Origin of the sequence: Mucisphaera sp. (genome assembly GCF_965279675.1) — a bacterium.
Lineage (GTDB): Bacteria > Planctomycetota > Phycisphaerae > Phycisphaerales > Phycisphaeraceae > Mucisphaera.
Map to the genome: position 1 here is coordinate 20131 of NZ_CBDIIJ010000002.1, position 18131 is coordinate 38261.

Sequence of the window (18131 nt, forward strand, 5' to 3'; positions counted from 1 at the left end):
CCACACATGTTGTGATTTGGCTTCGATGGTCTGATTCGAGGTCGGATTGTTTCTGCTTTGGGTCTGGCGCGAGGTTGCTAACGGTTCCATTCAATCCGTGACGAGGCTCATCGGTTGTGCACATTTGCGGCTGTGGGTGGCATTTACAGGGGCTCGAATCATGCACTTGTGCCATGCGGTGGCAGCGAGCCATTCTTACGGGTCCTGCCCGACGTCGAAGCGTGTAGCGATTAATGACAGATCTTGTGGATCATAGAGATAGATAAGTTCATCAGTTACCCTACTTTTATGCATACGGATTCATACCGTGTCACACCGGGCAGGAAGTTCAGCCTCAGCGGTTTTCCGACCGCTGATGATGGTGGCTTTGACAAGGACGTGGCCCGTGATCGCTTCGCGGGGTTGCGGCAGCGGCTGATCGAGCAACAGGAGCTGCTGTATGCGGATGGGCGGTTTGGGGTGCTGGTTGTGTTCCAGGCCATGGATGCCGGGGGCAAGGGCAGCACGATCCGTAAGGTGATCGGCCCGCTTAACCCGGCGGGGGTTCGTGTTACGAGCTTCAAGGCTCCAAGCGACGAGGAGCTGCGGCATGACTTTCTCTGGCGGGTCCATGCCCGAGCACCCAGACGGGGCGACATCGCCGTCTTTAACCGGTCTCACTACGAGGACGTCTTGATCGCTCGGGTCAAGGGGCTGGTGCCTGCAGAGGTCTGTCAGCAGCGGTATGAGCACATCAACGCTTTCGAGCGGCTGCTCCACGACGAGGGCACCCGTGTCGTGAAGTTCTATCTCCATATCTCGAAGGGCTATCAGAAGCAGCGGCTTCAGCTGAGGCTTGATGATCCGAACAAGCACTGGAAGTTTGAGCCGGCTGATCTTCAAGAGCGTGCCCGATGGTCCGACTACCAGATGGCTTTTGAGGAAGCGATCTCGCGTTGCTCAACGGATCAGGCGCCGTGGTACGTTGTGCCGGCTGAGCGGCGGTGGTTTCGCAACCTGCTTGTAGCGCAGGTCCTGGTCGATACGCTCGATGCTTTGGATCTGAGAACGCCTAAGCCGGCTTTTGACCCCAAGACTATAGATATCCCAGATTAAGCTGCATGGATAGGGTCTCGAGTTGAACATCCTCCTCATCCTGCTGGGGCTTGTCCTGCTGACTGCTGGCGGTGAGACCCTCATCCGCGGGGCTTCCCGGCTGGCTGCGGCGGCCGGTATCCCGCCGCTGCTGGTCGGACTCACGGTCGTGGCCTTCGGCACCAGTGCGCCTGAACTCGCCGTGTCCATCAAGGCCGCACTCACCGGGGAGGCCGACCTCGCCCTGGGTAATGTGGTGGGCAGCAATACGTTCAACATCCTGCTGATCCTCGGTCTGTCGGCCCTGATTCTGCCGCTGAGTGCTTCGATGCAGCTTATCCGGCTGGATGTTCCCGTCATGGTCGGCGTTTCGGTCGTCGCTTGGTTCCTCGCTGGCAACGGGCTGATCTCGCGTTTTGAGGGGGTGCTCCTGGCTATAGGTCTGGTTGCCTATACGGCGTTTCAGATACGCTTGGGTCTGCGTCTGCCGGCAGCTGATGGCGCCCCCTCTACGTCAACCAGGCTTTGGCCCGCCTTGCTGGGCATCGCGGTGGGACTCACCCTTTTGGTCCTTGGTTCGCGAGCCCTGGTCGATGGCGCGACAGCGATTGCTCAGTCCTTTGGCGTTTCCGAGCTTATGATCGGCCTCACGGTCATCGCCTCGGGTACCTCGCTGCCTGAGGTGGCCACCTCGGTGATCGCCGCGGTGCGTGGCCAGCGAGACCTGGCCATCGGTAACGTTGTCGGCAGCAACATCTTCAACATCCTCGGCGTGCTCGGGATCGCGGCTGCTCTATCACCTGCTGGTATCGCGGTGGCCCCTGCTGCCTTGCGCTTTGACATCCCCATCATGGTGGCTGTTGCCTTTGCCTGCCTGCCCATCTTCATCACGGCGGGCCGGATTGACCGCTGGGAGGGTGGGCTCTTTCTGTTTTTCTATGCTGCCTACCTCGTCTTTCTCGTTCTGGCTGCGACCACTCACCCCGGTCTCAACGCTTTCACGTCTGCCATGGCTGGCTTTGTCATCCCTCTCGTCGTGGTCACCCTTGCCCTCAGTCTGATCTACACGAGGGCCCCACGATCGTGACCAGCCAGCATCAGGTCGAAGACTCGCCCGAAGCGACGCGGAGCAATCATTCCCCGGTGGTCCCGCTTCATTCAGTCTTCGACGACTTAGATCAGTTCGTGACCTCGCGGGACGGGCAGGACGTTACGTTGGCTGACGTAGAGAACGCACTTCGTGGGCGCGGAGCCGCCGTCCTGATCCTTGTGCTGTCGATGCCATTTATATTTCCGATACCCATCCCTCTGCTTGCCACCGTCTGCGGGCTTCCGATGTTCGCTATTGGGCTGCGGCTTCTGTTTGCCCGGGAACCGCGGCTGCCGGCTTTTGCCCAACGGCACCGATTTAGCCACAACACACTGTCACGCATCGCCTCGGGGCTCCGGCGCTCGCTAATGCCTCTGGCGTGGCTCTACATGCCTCGACTCGCCCCGCTCTTCTGGCCCGTCGCCTGGCGAATGACTGGTCTGTCCATCGCCCTGGCGGCCCTGATGCTGAGTCTTCCATTGCCTATCCCGTTCGCGAACATGATCCCCGCCCTTGCCCTGATCCAGTTCGCCGCAGGGCTGCTCCAGCGGGACGGGCTCGCGATACTGCTCGGCCATTTGCTGACTGTCTCTGGCTACGCTTACCTATACTGGATCTCCGAAACGGTGCTTCAACTTCTGAAGTCATTCTTCTGAAAACGTATGGATACTGCCGCTGGTGTTGCGTGCAAGCAACCGACGCGATCAATCGTTTTGTCGACTCTACAAGTTACCCTGCGTGGGGGTTGAGGCCTATCAAAAACCATGTTCGGAACTCAGAAGAAATCGCTCCATGGTTGCACGTATATCATTCTAAGATGGGGCTTATGAATCAATCTCAGAGACTCGAGAATCTGAAGCTGTATCGTGCGGTGGTGGGCCCGCTGACGATCTGGCTGCGGCGGGAAGGCGAGGAGTTGTTCGTTGCCACGGAGCGCGATGCCGACGAGTCGCTCAGGCATCGTGACGAGCCGCTGGCTATGGCTGACTCGGAGCCACCGACGGACTCAGCAGCTTTGGCCTGGGATCGGTACATCCTGGCGTCGAATTCGCAGGAGATCGGTCTGCGGTACCTTTTGCCGGACCGCCCGCTTGTCGCGCGTCCCGAATCGGTGCTGGTCTTGCCGCCCGGGAGACATGCGACGTTCTACTTTGGTATTCCGCTTCGGATTGCGGTTGTCGAGGCGGCGCTGCCACCCGTGACCCTGACGGAGTTGCCGACGATCGTCCTGTCGAACATATGGTTCGGTGATCCAATGCAGGGGGAGTTGTGCTACTCGCTTATGACCCGAGCCAAGCGTGATGTCGATCTTGCCGAGCGGCGACCGTATCGGGCGATCTGCACGTTGGAGATCCGCAACGAGTCCGATGAGCCGATCAAGGTCCAGCGGCTACGAGTGAGTGGGCCGAATCTCGACCTCTTTGAGGGCGAGGGTCAGGTCTGGACCAATCGTGTTGTCGCCAGATTCAGGAGCCAGGAGCAGGGCAGCGAGGTGGAGGTTGTTACATCGGCACCGACATCGGGCTTGCGTAAGATCGTGCCGGCTCGTGAACCGGTGGTAGGGAGTGTGGTGTCGCGGGTTCTGGGGATGTTCCGACGAGAGGAGTCCATCGACGCATGATGCTTGCTGCCTTCATTGAATGGTCGATGCTCAGAGAGTACGCGGTTCAGAATCTCGAAACGATTATTCGCGTTCTGATACTGGTCTTTATTGGGTTGCCTGCTGTGTGGTTCGTTTCCAGAACCATCGGTCGGGCCCTTGAGCGGCGAACGACCGCACAAGCCGGGATGGTTGTCCGCAAAGTCATCCTGTACGTGGGTGTGTTGATCATCGGTCTATCCGTAGCCAGGCAGTGTGGGATCCCGCTGACCCCCCTTCTTGGTGCGGCGGGCATTGTTGGTATCGCCGTAGGTTTTGCGTCACAAACCTCAGTCTCGAATGTCATCTCGGGCTTGTTCCTGATCGCTGAGAAGCCGTTCTCTGTGGGGGACGTGGTGAAGATCGGGCAGACCACGGGGCTTGTGCTTTCTATCGACCTTCTGTCGCTCAAGATCCGGACGTTCGACAATCAGTATGTCCGGATTCCGAACGAGACGTTGATGAAGACCGAGGTGGTCAACATCACGCGCTTCCCGATACGTCGTGTCGACTTCACCATCTCGGTCGCCTATCGCGAAGACCTCGATCGTATCAAGAGCATCCTGCTCGACCTCGCGAAGCAACATCCACAGGTCCTGGATGAACCCGATCCGCTGGTGCTTCTGACGAACTACAACAACTCCGGCATCGACTTCCTGTTTGCCGTGTGGTGTGTCAAGTCGGATTTTTTTGAGATCCGGAAGACGCTGATCCCCTCCATCAAGAAGCGGTTCGATGAAGAAGGGGTTGAGATTCCGTTCCCCCATATCAGTCTTTACGCCGGGTCTGGGACCGACGCCTTGCCTATACGGCTCGTCAATGAAGAGCCGGCCCTGGATGCTTCGGTGCCTGATGACTCATCCAAAACCTGAGTTCTGGCTGGCCATTGATTCGGGAGGCCCGGCCGGTCCGCGACTGACGCCAGACTCAGCCTCCTTTGCTCCCAGGCACTAAGATCATCTCTGACTGCTTCGGGCATGGATGTGACGGACGAGGTGACGGATGGCGATACGTATCGGGCTGCATCACTGGACGCGATACCGGTATGACCGGTTGGTTGAGCTGGGTCCGCAGGTAGTTCGGTTGCGGCCGGCGGCGCACTGCCGGACGGGTGTGCTGTCCTATGGGATGCGTGTGGAAGTGGGGGAAGGTGAAGCGGAACCCTTTATCAACTGGCAACAGGACCCGCAGGGGAACTACCTGGCACGGCTGGTGTTTCCGAAGCCGGTGACGGCGTTTGGTGTGGCGGTGGACGTGGTGGCGGATATGATGGTGATCAATCCGTTTGACTTCTTCCTAGAAAAGACTGCGGAGCATTATCCGTTTAACTATGAGCCGGGGCTGGCTCGGGAGCTGCGCCCTTACTTGGAGACGCTGGGGCCGGAGGAGGGGTGCGGGCGGCTGTTCGAGGAGATGCTGGCTGGGGTGGATCTGAGTGAACAGGCGACGGTGGATTTTCTGGTGGACGTGAACCGGATGGTGGAGGAGCGGCTGGACTACTCGCTGCGGTTCGATCCTGGGATTCAGTCGCCTGAGGAGACGCTGGAGCGGGGGGTGGGCTCCTGCCGTGATTATGCGTGGCTTCTCGTTCAGTTGCTGCGGCGGTGTGGGCTGGCGGCTAGGTTTGTATCGGGGTATTCGATTCAGCTGGTGGCGGATATGAAGCCGATTGATGAGGGGGCTCCGGCGGGTGTCGCGGAGGATGTGGCGGATCTGCATGCCTGGGTGGAGGTGTATCTGCCAGGCGCTGGTTGGGTGGGTCTGGATGCGACGAGTGGGATGCTGTGTGGTGAGGGGCATTTGCCACTGGCGTGCTCGCCTGATCCCGGGAGCGCGGCGCCGATCTCGGGGACGCTGGGCGATTGCGAGGTGAGTTTCGAGTATGGGCTGGATGTGACGCGGGTTCATGAGGACCCGCGGGTGACGAAGCCGTATACGGAGGAAACGTGGGCCGCGATCGACAGGGTGGGGCACGAAGTGGATCGGCGGTTGGAGGCGGGTGACGTGCGGCTGACGATGGGTGGCGAGCCGACGTTTGTTTCGATTGACGACCAGGCGGGGGCGACCTGGAACACGGATGCGGTAGGCGGCGGCAAGCGCAGGTTTGCAGAGCGTCTGGTTCGGGGGCTTCGGGAGCGGTTTGCGCCGGGGAGTCTGCTGCATGTGGGCCAGGGCAAGTGGTATCCGGGAGAGCCGCTGCCAAGGTGGGAGCTGGGGGTGTATTGGCGTCGGGACGGCAAGCCTGTGTGGGGCCGAGAGGATCTACTGGCCGATGAGTCGCGGAATGATGGGTTTGGGCATAGCGATGCCCGGCGTTTTCTGGAGCGGCTGTCGCGGCGGCTGCGGGTGGCGGATGGGTATATCCGGGCGGTCTATGAGGATGCCGATCATTACCGTCGGGTTCGTGAGCGGTTGCCGGTCAATGTGACGGCGGATGACAACAAGCTCGAGAACGCGGAGGACAGAGAACGGCTGCGGCGTGTGTTCGAGCGTGGATTGACTACGCCTGTTGGTTATGTGCTGCCTTTGGCGAAGGTGATGCGTGGTGAGGGTTCGCGTTGGCAGAGCGGGATGTGGATGGTCCAGGCTGATAGCGGGGGTCGGGGAGAGACTCAGCCACGGGGTTCGCGCAAGCGGGGTGGGTGGTTGCGGTTGATCCCGGGTGATTCGCCGATTGGTCTGCGGTTGCCACTGGAATCGCTGCCCTGGGTGGAGGAGCAGGACTATCCGTATGTGGTGGAGGCTGATCCGACGGCGAGTGCTGAGGTGCCTTTGCCGGATGACTGGACGCACGGCGGGCAGCGTCGGGCGGTTCGGACAGAGGAGCGTACGGGGCTGACGCAGCGGGTGCACGAGCAGGTGGCGATCGGTGGCGGGAATCCAGCGGATGCCGTGCCGGGTGTGGGCCAGTCGGCGAAGTGGGTGATCCGGGCAGCGATGTGCGTGGAGCCTCGGGATGGTCGGCTGTATGTATTCATGCCGCCGACGCGTCGGCTGGAGGACTACCTGGAGCTGCTATCGGCGGTTGAGTCGGTGGCGGCGGAGTTGGGGACGCCGGTGGTGATCGAGGGCTATACCCCGCCGACCGATGCGCGGCTGTTGCAGATGAAGGTAACGCCCGATCCGGGTGTGATCGAGGTGAACATTCATCCGAGTTCGTCTTGGGGTGATTTGTCCGAGGTGACGTCGTCGCTTTACGAGATAGCTCGTTCGTGTCGTTTGGGGACAGAGAAGTTTCAATTGGATGGTCGGCATACGGGGACGGGTGGGGGCAATCACGTGGTGGTAGGTGCGGCGAGGCCGCTGGACTCGCCGTTTCTGCGTCGGCCCGACTTGCTGCGCAGTTTGCTGGGTCATTGGCACAATCATCCATCGCTGAGTTATCTGTTCAGCGGGATGTTCATCGGGCCAACGAGTCAGGCACCGCGGGTGGATGAGGGCCGTTCGGATGCGACGTACGAGTTGGAGATCGCGTTTGGTCAGATTCCGGGTGCGGGTGAGGGTGATGTGCCGGCGTGGCTGGTTGATCGTGTGTTTCGTCATTTGTTGACGGACCTGACGGGAAACACACACCGGGCCGAGTTTTGTATCGATAAGCTCTATTCGCCTGACTCGGCGACGGGTCGGCTGGGGCTGGTGGAGTTTCGCGGTTTTGAGATGCCGCCTCATCCGCGTATGGCACTCACACAGGCCTTACTGCTGCGGGCGCTGATTGCGCGGTTCTGGGAGGTTCCGGGTAAGCACCACCTGATTCGCTGGGGGACGATGCTGCATGACCGCTTTCTGCTGCCGCACTTTGTAGAGGAGGACTTCCGTGATGTGCTAGAGGACCTGCGCGAGCATGGTTTTGGGCTTGAGGCGGCCTGGTATGAATCGTTTTTTGAGTTTCGTTTTCCGCGGCACGGGACGTATACCTGTGATGGCGTGACGATCGAACTGCGTCAGGCGATCGAGCCCTGGCTGACTTTGGGTGAGGAGGCAACGGCGGTCGGGACGGCTCGGTATGTGGATTCTTCGGTCGAGCGGATGCAGGTGAAGGTCACGGGGTTGGTGGGGACCATGGCTGGCAGGCGACATGCGGTGGCGGTCAACGGGGTGGAGCTGCCCCTGACGGCGACGGGTCGTCAGGGTGAGTTTGTCGCGGGCTTGAGGTACCGGGCCTGGCAGCCCCCCAGTTGTCTGCACCCAACGATACCGGTGCACGCGCCGCTGGTGTTTGATCTGGTGGATACCTGGGCGGGTCGTTCGATTGGGGGCTGCACCTATCACGTGACGCACCCGGGTGGTCGGAACTACGAGGTCTTCCCTGTGAATGCCCTGGAGGCTGAGGCACGTCGGGCGAACCGGTTTTTTGCACACGGGCATACGCCCGGTTCGTTTGCGATGCGGCCGACGGAGCGGAGTGAGGAGATGCCGGTGACGCTTGATTTGCGTCGGGTGCGTTGGGAGCGTTAGGAGACTGGCGGTTCGGGCGAGAGTGGCCGATAGATCGATGCAAGGGAGGGGCGAAGTGTGTTCGTGGTGGGTGTTGCTTATGCCGGCACCGTTGTGGGTTAGAATCAGGGGATGGGTGTGACGCCGATGAGTGATGCAGGTCCCGTGTCGTTGGTGGGAAGCTATGGCGTCGACGAGGGGGTGTTTGATGAGATGAAAGATGGGGAGGGTCGCGTGCGGGCGGGATGGGGCTACTTTTCGGATCAGCTGGAGCGGTTGGGTGTGGAGGAGGTCGAACGTCGTTGGCGGGTGGGTCAGCGGATGCTGGCAGACAACGGCGTGACGTATCACGTTTATGAGGACCCGCGTGGCATGGATCGGCCATGGGCGCTGGATCCGATTCCGATGATTGTGTCCGCCGAAGAGTGGGCGGGTATCGAGTCGGGGCTTATTCAGCGGGCGAGGTTGCTCAACGCTGTTTGTGGGGACCTGTATGGGGAGCAGAAGCTGCTGAAGGATGGATCGATTCCTGCGGAGCTCATCCTCGGGCACCCTAACTTTCTGAGACCTTGTCATGGACTGCGTGTGCCCCGGGATCAGCACCTGATGTTCTACGCGGCGGATTTGGCACGGTCGCCTGATGGTCGGTGGTGGGTGCTGAATGACCGGACGCAGGCGCCTTCGGGCGCGGGATACGCGGTGGAGAATCGCCTGGTGGTGTCGCGAACGATGTCGGGCGTGTTTGGTGCGAGTCGTGTGACACGACTGGCCCGATTCTTCGCGCGATTCCGCGAGTCGTTGCGAGCCATGTCGCCTCGGGTGGGCGAGAACCCGAGGGTGGTGTTGCTGACGCCGGGCCCCTTCAACGAGACTTTTTTCGAGCATGCGTATTTTGCGAGGTATTTGGGCTTCACACTCGCTCAGGGCGATGACCTGACTGTCCGGGACGACAAGGTGTTTCTCAAGACGCTGGGAGGGCTGCGTCGGGTGGATGTGGTGCTGCGGCGGCTGGATGACAGCTACTGCGATCCGCTGGAATTGCGAGGCGATTCGGCGATCGGCGTCCCGGGGCTTGTCCAGGCGGCGTGGTCGGGGAACGTGGTGGTGGCGAACGCTCTGGGCTCGGGTGTGCTGGAGACGGCTGGGTTGATGCCGTTCACGGAAGGTTTGTGTCGCTCGGTGCTTGGTGAGGAGCAGAAACTATCGAGTGTGGCAACGTGGTGGTGTGGGCAGCCAAAGGAACTAGCGTATGTGGAAGAGCATTTGCGTCGTCTGGTGATCAAGCCCTCTTTCCCTGGTGCTCCGGCCCCGGGTCTTGGCGGGGTAGCGATTGATGCGGTCTTCGGTGATGCACTGGACGCGGCGGGTCGTGAGGAGATGATCGGCCGTATTCGTGAGCGGCCGGAGGCCTATGTTGCGCAGGAGAGCGTCAACATCTCGACCTGCCCGGTGTGGGCGCAGGGCGGTCTATCGCCCCGGCACGTGATGCTGCGAGCCTATGTGGCGGCCACGGACGATGGCTACATCGTGATGCCCGGCGGTTTGACGCGGGTATCGTCGACGCACGACTCACGGGTGACATCCATGCAGCGTGGTGGGGGAAGCAAGGACACGTGGGTGCTGTCGGAAGGACCGGTGTCGTCCTTCAGCCTGGTGCGTTCTGAGGGCGGGGGCCGGGTAACGATGCTGGCGAACGATAGTTTCGATCTGCCAAGCCGGATCGCTGACAATCTTTATTGGTTAGGGCGTTATCTGGAGCGGAGCGAGGGCTTGGTCCGTTTGTTGCGGGCGATTGTCACTCGTATCACGGACGAGGCGGTGGAGGATGAGGGTCCGGAGGTATCGCGTCTGGTCATGGCGCTGGACGTGTTGACGGGGCAGGAGGAGGCGAGTGAAGAACCTGCCAAGCGGGTGCTGGAGGTGTTGCAGGACGCTGAGGCGTCCTGGGGTTTGTCGGATGCTCTGCTACGGGTGCGTCGGTTGGCCTCGTTGGCGCGAGACAGGGTGTCGGTGGATGCCTGGCGGGTGCTGAGCCAGCTGGTCCGGGAGTACGAAGAGGCGATCGCGTCTGGCGTGGGTACCTCGGGTGACTGGGCGGAGGTGATGGATCTCCTGAATCGCTTGCTGGTAACACTCGCGGCATTCACAGGGGTGGGGACGGAGTCGATGCTGCGGAATCAGGGCTGGCGTTTCCTGGACATGGGCCGTCGGTTGGAGCGGGCAGTGAGCGTGGTTTCGCTGCTGCGTCTGCTGACGGTGAATCCGGAGGAGAACGAGGGTCCTGTCTTCGATGCGTTGCTTGAGGTGATGGCCAGCGCCATGAGTTACCGGCAGCGCTACCTGGCAGTACCGACGGCTTTACCGACGATCGAGATGCTGCTGCTTGACGAGACAAATCCGCGTTCGTGTGCTTACCAGTTGGTGGAACTGGCTGAGCACCTTGATCAGCTGCCCAGGGCGACGGATGCGCAAAACCGGCGGGGCGAGGACCAGTTGCTGGTGTTGAGGATGCTGACAAACCTGCGCCTGGCAGACCCTGTGCGGCTGGCGGGGTTTGATAATGAGGATGCCCGGGATGCACTGGCGTTCGAGTTGATGGGCCTGAGTGCACAGCTGCCAGAGCTATCGGATGCGATTACTCGTCAGTTCCTGAGCCATAATCTGGTCTCGCGTCGGTTGGGTCAGCGTGAAGCATTGGCGATACGGAGCGGCGATGTCGGAGAGCCGGAGCGTCTGGGAGCTCTTCGGGAGCGACGTGGGGAGCGTGGATGATGCGTTACCGCGTGCGTCATGAGACGTTGTACGAGTATGCCTCGACGGTCAACCTTGGTCATAACCAGGTCTTTTTGTGTCCGAGAGATCTGGCCGGTCAGCGTTGTCTGTCGAACGCGATAAGGATCGACCCGGAGCCAGAGGTTCGTCACCAACGGGTGGATTACTTCGGTAACACGATGGTGGTGTTCGTGGTCGAGGATCCCCATGAGCGGATGGCGATTATCGCGGAAAGCGATGTGGAGGTGGAGGCACTGAACCGTGAGCGTGAGCCGGATCTGCCTTGGGAAGAAGTAAGGGGCAGATTGCGGGTGGATCGAGAACGAGCCGGGTTGAGTGCACTGGAGTTCACCTTTGATTCGCCGCTGGTGCAGATTCATCAGGATGCAACGGCCTACGCGGCGAAGTCTTTTAAGCCGGGCCGGCGTGTCATCGAGTCGGTGCGTGAGTTGACGAGTCGGATTCACCAGGATTTTCGTTACGACCCAACGACGACGACGGTGACAACAGCGGTGGACGAGGTATTCGAGCAGCGTTCGGGGGTGTGCCAGGACTTTGCCCATCTTCAGATCGCGATGCTGCGGGGTTTGGGGCTGCCCGCTCGTTACGTATCTGGGTATCTGCGGACGTTTCGAGAGGACGAGCCGGATGATCCGGGTTTGGTGGGTGCGGATGCGTCGCACGCATGGGTGTCGGTGTACGCGGGTGATGGACGTTGGATCGATCTTGATCCGACGAACGATCAACTCGTGGGCGAGCATCATGTGACACTGGCCTGGGGTCGGGATTATGGGGATGTCGCGCCGGTCAAGGGCGTCATCGTGGGCGGGGGCGAGCAGACGATTGATGTGGCAGTGTCGGTTCAGCCAGTTCGCTGAACTTTGCTGATGATGGCACTGACCAGCGTTATCGATGTGTGTGCAGCGGTGTGCGATCGTCCCGGTATCCTTATCCGTTTGCGACGCTCGTGATTGACGAAGATGGTCGATGATCCTCATCTGTGCCCTTGAGAGTCAGTGACATCAGGGGCTATCGAAACGTCAGCCCTCCGACGAATAAATCATTCTTGTAAAGCTGGCACACCTTCCAGATCTACGAGATTTCTGCGCGAAGCCCGCTGCTCACTGATTAATGCTTGTCAATTGATTTTTCGATAGGAAGTCAAGTACGGTGCAAGGCATCAACATCTTGATGCAGATTTAACATGGGCGAGGAATCATCCCCTCGTGCAGGAAACGCTAACAGGAGCATAGAGGTGTCGAACATAGTCCTGATTTCTAGTTCTGCCCGCTGAGGGCCAGTGGCTTCGAGACGCCAGCGCAACACCGGCCAACCGGTCAAGGGTTATCCTTGCAAATCTGTCACGATGATCCAGATTTACATGGTTGTTGAGTTGCGCTTCTGTCAATAAAAACCGACCTCTGAGACCCATGACCAACAGCTGGAGCGGCATACGCTCGACCTACGTGCACACAATATGTAAGCCCATTCAGGCTATGGCATTACGCCCAGCAGACGACATAGAGGCCACTATCAGCCAGCCAAACATTCAATCACTAGCCCCATCCCTATCTGATCATAAGTCTCAGTGCTACAAGCAATAGCGGGTGACCGGACTCGAACCGGCGACATTCAGCTTGGGAAGAAGAAATCCTTAGTTGCCGCAGAGCTTTGCAAGCCTTGGCCTCTGATGAAGATAGCGCGATTCGCACTCTTCGCACGTTTCGTGTGGCTTCGCACCAGTTCGCTTCTTTCGTAGTATTTGCAAGCTTCACCAGCAGCCTAGAACCTGTGGATCGACAGTCCCGATTAGATTATTCGTAAACTCTTATCCAACGCAGGTTTGTTCGCAAACGCTGACGCGTCTGTAGTGAATCAATCCGTGCTTTCGCTGTCGCAGCTGGTCGCAGCCTGCCAATTACTGACACTAAAACAGCAATCGACGCTCTGTAGTTACCTGCTCAGAGTCCTTTCATCAAAATCTGATTCGATAAAGGCAGACTGATCCGAACAGAATGAGTGCTGACATGGGCTCCGGCACGGAAGTCGCCCAGCCGAAGTTGGATGCGAGCATGGATAGATCGATGAGATCAACAGCCTGATCGCCATTGAGGTCGCCGTCAAGATAGCCTGCGGAAACCCCGCCAAAGTTCCGGACCAGCGTGCCCAAGTCCCCTAGCCCGATGGCCTGGTCAAGGTTGAGGTCACCTAGACGCGTGCCAGCTATAGTCTCAAGCCATAAGGTCAGGTCGCTCTGATCGTTCAGGCCGTCGTGGTTGACGTCGTAGTAGAGGTCGATGTCACGGGGCTGATCGAGCATCAGCAGGTCGGCAAGGTCGATTCGCCCATCCTGATCGAAGTCGCCCTGAACCAGAGGCAGATACACGATTCGAATGTCTTCGACTTGTCCGTAATCTATTGATCTAACTCTATAATCCGTAGTGCTTGAGTCAGCCCACACAATGTCCAGTTGAGCGTGCGCTTCGCTGATTCTGATGGCCTTGCCTGTGAAATCGCGATCCAGAACTATGGGTCCATATTCAGAACTGGTGAGTTTAAAGTCATGGCCATACAGAATCACTATGCCATGATTCTTTGTTATGCCAAAGTTGCCTCCACTGATGTGGGCGACTGCACCCTCGCTAAGATCGTGGATATAAGTGGAACCACCCGTCATGACCAGGCGGCTGTCCGAATCAAAGTCCGCACCGGTCCATTCATCCTCATGTCGCGTTCTTCCCAGTTCTGTGGCCAGTAAGCCATCTCTCACCAGCACATGAGTCGATCCAAACGCGTCGAAGTGTGGGCCCACACGGCCGCCTTCGATCAGGATCTCGGCATTGAACATCTCAAGATTGGATCCGATCGATCCACCGCTGAGCACCTCAATCCTGCTGCCCTCGCCTGCATTAAAGTTCGAAGGCAAAGAGCCGCCATCCGAGACGCGCAAGATTTGTGTCGCGCGAAGTTTATGGTCTGAGTGCGGCTCAGACACCTCAAGCAGACCGGGTGTTGCCGGCTCAGGTGATGCCTGTCGAAAGATGATCGATTCTCCAAGATGGTCACCCTCCCACTCTTCGTAATAGCTCGTGAACCGCTCATGTCCATCCCTGAGTGAGAAGGCGAAGGGTGTGCCATCCTTGAACACCCCCGTGAGAAGAGCATTGGTCGATGATGCAAAAGGCCGTCTAAACAGACGATAGTGTGTCCCTTCAGGATTAGTCAGTGCTACAGGCTCTCCGTTGATTCGAAAATCATCACCCTCGAAGATCATCTCTCTTGCATTTAGTGGCATCTCATCCCAGTAGGTGCCGCCCGACAGCTTCCAACTCGAGCCTTCGTGCCCGTAAGTTGACCATCTGGCATCGAGTTCACCGCCGGTTACATTAAGGTTGGCTGAGACCGCGCTACGTAGAGTGAGCATCCCTTCATGAAGATTGATGACAGATGATTCAGAACTGGGATGCGATATCAAGTTGCGTATACTCCCCTGTGTGATATCGACAGTTGCTGCTTCATAGACCTCAAGCGTTCCAATATTGGCCCCGGCGACCCTGACACTACCAGCGTAGCTCCGGATTAGATCCAGATCGCTCCCCTCTAGAGCAATGACGAGCGACTCGGGGGCGGCATCGAGCAAGCCCCGATAGGGTTCTGAAGAATCGAGCACCAGGGTCTGGTGCTCTCGAACTCCCTGACGAGGAATACCATCGATACTGGCAACCAGAACCTTCTGAAGGACTGGCGGTGGATTATGCTGATGCAGCACCAGAGACTCGCCATTTAAACGATGCATGAAAACAGAGCCATCAGAGAGGGTAGCGTATAGGTTCCCTGTAACCGCTGAGCCCGAGAGAGTCTGGCCGTATAACGAGGGATTCACAGGCTGATGACCGATCCTAAACTCACTACCGTAGACCTCAAGGCGATCACTCAGGAGCAGATCGCGTACCGAACCGCCGCGGACCACAGCCTGCTCATTCGACTCGTTGCCATGAGTACTTCCACTGGTATTTATGCCCCAGTATGTGCCGCCGTGAATTTCAATCGAGCCTTTGAGGTGTCGTAAATAGCTGATCGTCCCATCCATCATTGTCACCCGATGAGATGACGCTTGGCGACCGCCAAGACGACCGCCAAGGAGTTCAATATGACCGCCCTGGATGACCACATTCGAGTTTGTGCCTACCAGACCATCGACCACGCCTCCTGGGTAGACATGGACGATGGCCTCGTCAGGAATGAAGTAGCCAAAAGTGGTGCGACTGCCGTCATTCCTGTTACGGTTACCAAGTAGCGCCCCGTCATAAAGATTGATCAAGGAGCCTTTGAAATCAACAACAGCCGTATGGTTCCCCGTTGGCCCAAAGATCTCGAACGAGTTCCCGACGACCCCTCCAGCTAGAACATCAATGACGAGATCAGGCCCGAGCGTGAAGCTCTGGCCCTCGAAGACGCCTGCAGCAAGCTCGATCTCGGTAATGACTTGGCCTTCGCCAACCACAATGCGCTCTGCAGCACTTGTACTTGCGAAGCAGAGTGTTAGGACGAGCATCCCTGGAAGCCACCGGTAGCGCATGGAGAAACCCCTTTCCCTGCCGTTATCGGGCAAAGGTGTCAAACAAGCCCACAATACAGGGTCTGCAGTTCACAACACAGGGAACCGCCAGATTAGTCTGAAGTTGGTTCTCACTGGGATCTGACTCGCCACCACAAGTGGTACCAGATGCTATCTCGGATCGAGGTGGGTGTGAATCGTGGCCGCCCGGCGTAGGGCCGCAGCCCCGGAGCCAGACGGCCACGGGCAGATCGCTTCGGTGCTGGCGGGTGGTAGTTCAGGGCCGAGTGAGGCCGAATCGTGTTGTATGTGACCCGCCATCGTTCGATCAGCACCCTGGCTTCGAGCAGGGTGTCGAAGATCTCAAGGTTCAGCAGTTCATCTCTGAGCTTGCCGTTAAAGCTCTCGACGTAACCGTTCTTCCAAGGGCTCCCCGGCACGATGAAGAGGGTATTCACACCCACCTTCGCCAGCTACTCACGGACCGCTTTGGCCGCAAACTCGCTGCCATTGTCAATGCGGATGTGATCCGGCACGCCTCGCGTGCTCATCAGCCAGGCAAGACGCTCGAGCACGTCCTAGTGGCTGAGCCGACGGGCCACATCAAACGACAGATACTCGCGGGTCAACTCGTCGACAATCACCACCAGGCGAAGTACCCGGCCATCATGAGTCCGGGTCTGGACGAAGTCGTACGCCCAGACGTGGTCCTTGTGTGTCGGTCGAAGCCGGATGCACGACCCGTCATTGAGCCACATAACCTGCCCCCGTGTTTCATACCACCACTTGGTTGTACCACGAAGCGAGCCAGGTCATTAAGTCATGTATTGGGTTCATTGTGTCTATGGCAGTTTAGAAACAAGCAGAGTGTCAGTGATTAGCATTATCAAGAATGAGTATCAAGAGTAGGTAGGGATAGATGAGAGGCTCACGGTTTCTCAGTATCCGAGTATACGGAGGTAGTTGCCGCTGAGGAGGCGCCGGGCGTCGGCGCGGATGTGCTCGTCGGTGAGAACGTAGCCGGTGTCGGCGGTCCGCTGGTACATGTCAGCAAGTACACTCGCAATAAGGGTTCTGGAGTGGGACCACTTGTAGAGGAGTTGATCGAGGACCCGGGCGTCGGAGTGCTGGGGGACGAAGGTGCTGCCGAGGAGCTCGAAGCGTTCGGTAGTGATCTCAGTGATGATGGAGGGGTTGTTGAGGAACCACCAGCACCCGAAGATCATGAGGTTGCTGAACTTGCGCGCAGCGACGCAGAGCTCGTGCTGGGATTCGCGGCTTAGCATGGTGACGAGGAAGCGGTTGTCGGGGAAGGCGGCGCAGAGGCGGGCGACGGAGGCGGCGTCGGCTTTGGCGAGCATGTCGCCGGCGGAGCGGAGGGCGGGGTTTACCTGGCGGAGGGTGCCGATCATCATGGCGAAGGGGAGGTCGTGGTCGCGGCAGACGGGGAGGACGACCTGCTCCAACATGTTGGTGGTCAAGGGATTGGCGTCGGGGCTGGCGTAGCGGAAGGTGGGTGGGAGGCTGACGGCAGTGTAGACCGGTCTCATGCGCGCGATCCAGTCGGTCAGGAATCGGCGGGCTTCGGTAAGGCTTTGTTCATCAGGGGTTTGCAAAACCTTGTAGCCGAGGGAGGCGAGGACTTCCGCGGCGGCGGGCCAGTCGGTCAGCAGTTCATCGAAGCGGAGGACGGGGGCGAAGCGGGGGTCGGATCCGACGTTACGGTCGGCGAGCCATCTTGTGCGCTCATTCTCGTCAAAGACGTTGTTGGTCATGGTGATTCGGGTGACGCCTGAGCGTTGCATGACCGTGTCGATGTAGTTGTCTAAATCCTGCTCTGCGAACCACTTGCGGTGCTGGTTGAGGTCGCGTTCGTTGGGGTCGAGGCCGAGGTGGGCGAGGGTGGTGAGGACGCCGCGCGTGGCCTCGCTGAGGGGGGCGCGGTCGAGGAAGAGGTGCTGCCAGATGTGGTCGGCCTGGCGGGGCTTGGGCCAGGACCAGAAGGTGTCGTACGGGAGTTCGGATGCGGGGACGACGCGGAAGACCTCGGCTATTAGGTAATGGTAGGTAAGGAGTTCATCGATTCCCCAGAGTGCGAGGCCGTGGGGGTCGGGGGTGGTGGAGGAGGTGGGGACGGGGCTGCCGAAGGCGGGCGGGTAGAGGTGGGTGTGCATGTCGACTACAGGTTCGTCGGCGATGATGGCGGCGACGCGGTCGTGGAGAGAGGGTGGGGTCATGGGTTGTCCTAAAGGAAAGTTAATGGTTCCAGAGCCGCACTCCTCTTTGCTACGGGCTGCTGTGGAATCTCAGGAGTTCAGCCAGAGGTCAGCGTGACGGCTAACACAAGCACCGTGAGTGCTTCGCGTTAGGGTCGACCAAGGCTAGGATGATTTCGTTGACGGTATCAGCCCAAGCAAAGGTATCGAGAATTCCCGGGTCTACTCGGACTACTAGCTGAGCTGCTTGATGAGACTGTCTCGTCATCTCTTCTACCTTCGCCTATAGAGGGGGCTGATTTCTCATTCGTCTACCACGGCGAGTGCTCTGCACACTGATAAAATGCT

Annotated in this window: 10 protein-coding genes and 1 pseudogene; 8 read left to right on the forward strand and 3 right to left on the reverse strand. The window is 59.1% G+C overall.

What is annotated here, in order from left to right; genetic code table 11:
- Window positions 1-288 precede the first annotated feature (288 nt).
- The 8 genes from ACQZAB_RS00305 to ACQZAB_RS00340 all read left to right on the forward strand — a co-directional run bounded on the left by ACQZAB_RS00305 (window position 289) and on the right by ACQZAB_RS00340 (window position 11887).
- Window positions 289-1095, forward strand: coding sequence for a polyphosphate kinase 2 family protein (locus tag ACQZAB_RS00305; RefSeq protein ID WP_428386185.1), 807 nt, complete (start codon window positions 289-291; stop codon window positions 1093-1095).
- Between the two features lie 22 nt (window positions 1096-1117).
- Complete coding sequence (locus ACQZAB_RS00310; RefSeq protein ID WP_428386186.1) at window positions 1118-2161, forward strand: calcium/sodium antiporter; 1044 nt, start codon at window positions 1118-1120, stop codon at window positions 2159-2161.
- Entirely contained in the window at window positions 2158-2820 is a 663-nt protein-coding gene (locus ACQZAB_RS00315; RefSeq protein ID WP_428386187.1) for an exopolysaccharide biosynthesis protein, read from the forward strand. Before ACQZAB_RS00310 ends, ACQZAB_RS00315 begins: the two co-directional genes overlap by 4 nt.
- A 170-nt stretch (window positions 2821-2990) precedes the next feature.
- A complete protein-coding gene (locus ACQZAB_RS00320) occupies window positions 2991-3785 on the forward strand; it encodes a DUF432 domain-containing protein (RefSeq protein ID WP_428386188.1) in 795 nt (264 codons plus the stop codon).
- A complete protein-coding gene (locus ACQZAB_RS00325; protein ID WP_428386189.1) occupies window positions 3782-4675 on the forward strand; it encodes a mechanosensitive ion channel family protein in 894 nt (297 codons plus the stop codon). Before ACQZAB_RS00320 ends, ACQZAB_RS00325 begins: the two co-directional genes overlap by 4 nt.
- A gap of 130 nt (window positions 4676-4805) precedes the next feature.
- Complete coding sequence (locus ACQZAB_RS00330; protein ID WP_428386190.1) at window positions 4806-8258, forward strand: DUF2126 domain-containing protein; 3453 nt, start codon at window positions 4806-4808, stop codon at window positions 8256-8258.
- 126 nt (window positions 8259-8384) lie between these two features.
- Window positions 8385-11009, forward strand: a complete 2625-nt coding sequence (locus ACQZAB_RS00335) for a circularly permuted type 2 ATP-grasp protein (RefSeq protein WP_428386191.1) — start codon at window positions 8385-8387, stop codon at window positions 11007-11009.
- Window positions 11006-11887 (forward strand): transglutaminase family protein, encoded by an 882-nt coding sequence (locus ACQZAB_RS00340; RefSeq protein WP_428386192.1) that lies wholly within the window; start codon window positions 11006-11008, stop codon window positions 11885-11887. Before ACQZAB_RS00335 ends, ACQZAB_RS00340 begins: the two co-directional genes overlap by 4 nt.
- A 1097-nt stretch (window positions 11888-12984) precedes the next feature.
- Here the strand turns inward: ACQZAB_RS00340 and ACQZAB_RS00345 are convergent.
- The 3 genes and pseudogenes from ACQZAB_RS00345 to ACQZAB_RS00355 all read right to left on the reverse strand — a co-directional run bounded on the left by ACQZAB_RS00345 (window position 12985) and on the right by ACQZAB_RS00355 (window position 17804).
- Window positions 12985-15588, reverse strand: a complete 2604-nt coding sequence (locus ACQZAB_RS00345; RefSeq protein WP_428386193.1) for a hypothetical protein — start codon at window positions 15586-15588, stop codon at window positions 12985-12987.
- Between the two features lie 110 nt (window positions 15589-15698).
- A pseudogene (locus tag ACQZAB_RS00350) lies at window positions 15699-16325 on the reverse strand (integrase core domain-containing protein); the annotation flags it as partial.
- A 180-nt stretch (window positions 16326-16505) separates the two neighbouring features.
- Entirely contained in the window at window positions 16506-17804 is a 1299-nt protein-coding gene (locus tag ACQZAB_RS00355) for a glucuronate isomerase (RefSeq protein ID WP_428386194.1), read from the reverse strand.
- Between the last annotated feature and the right edge of the window lie 327 nt (window positions 17805-18131).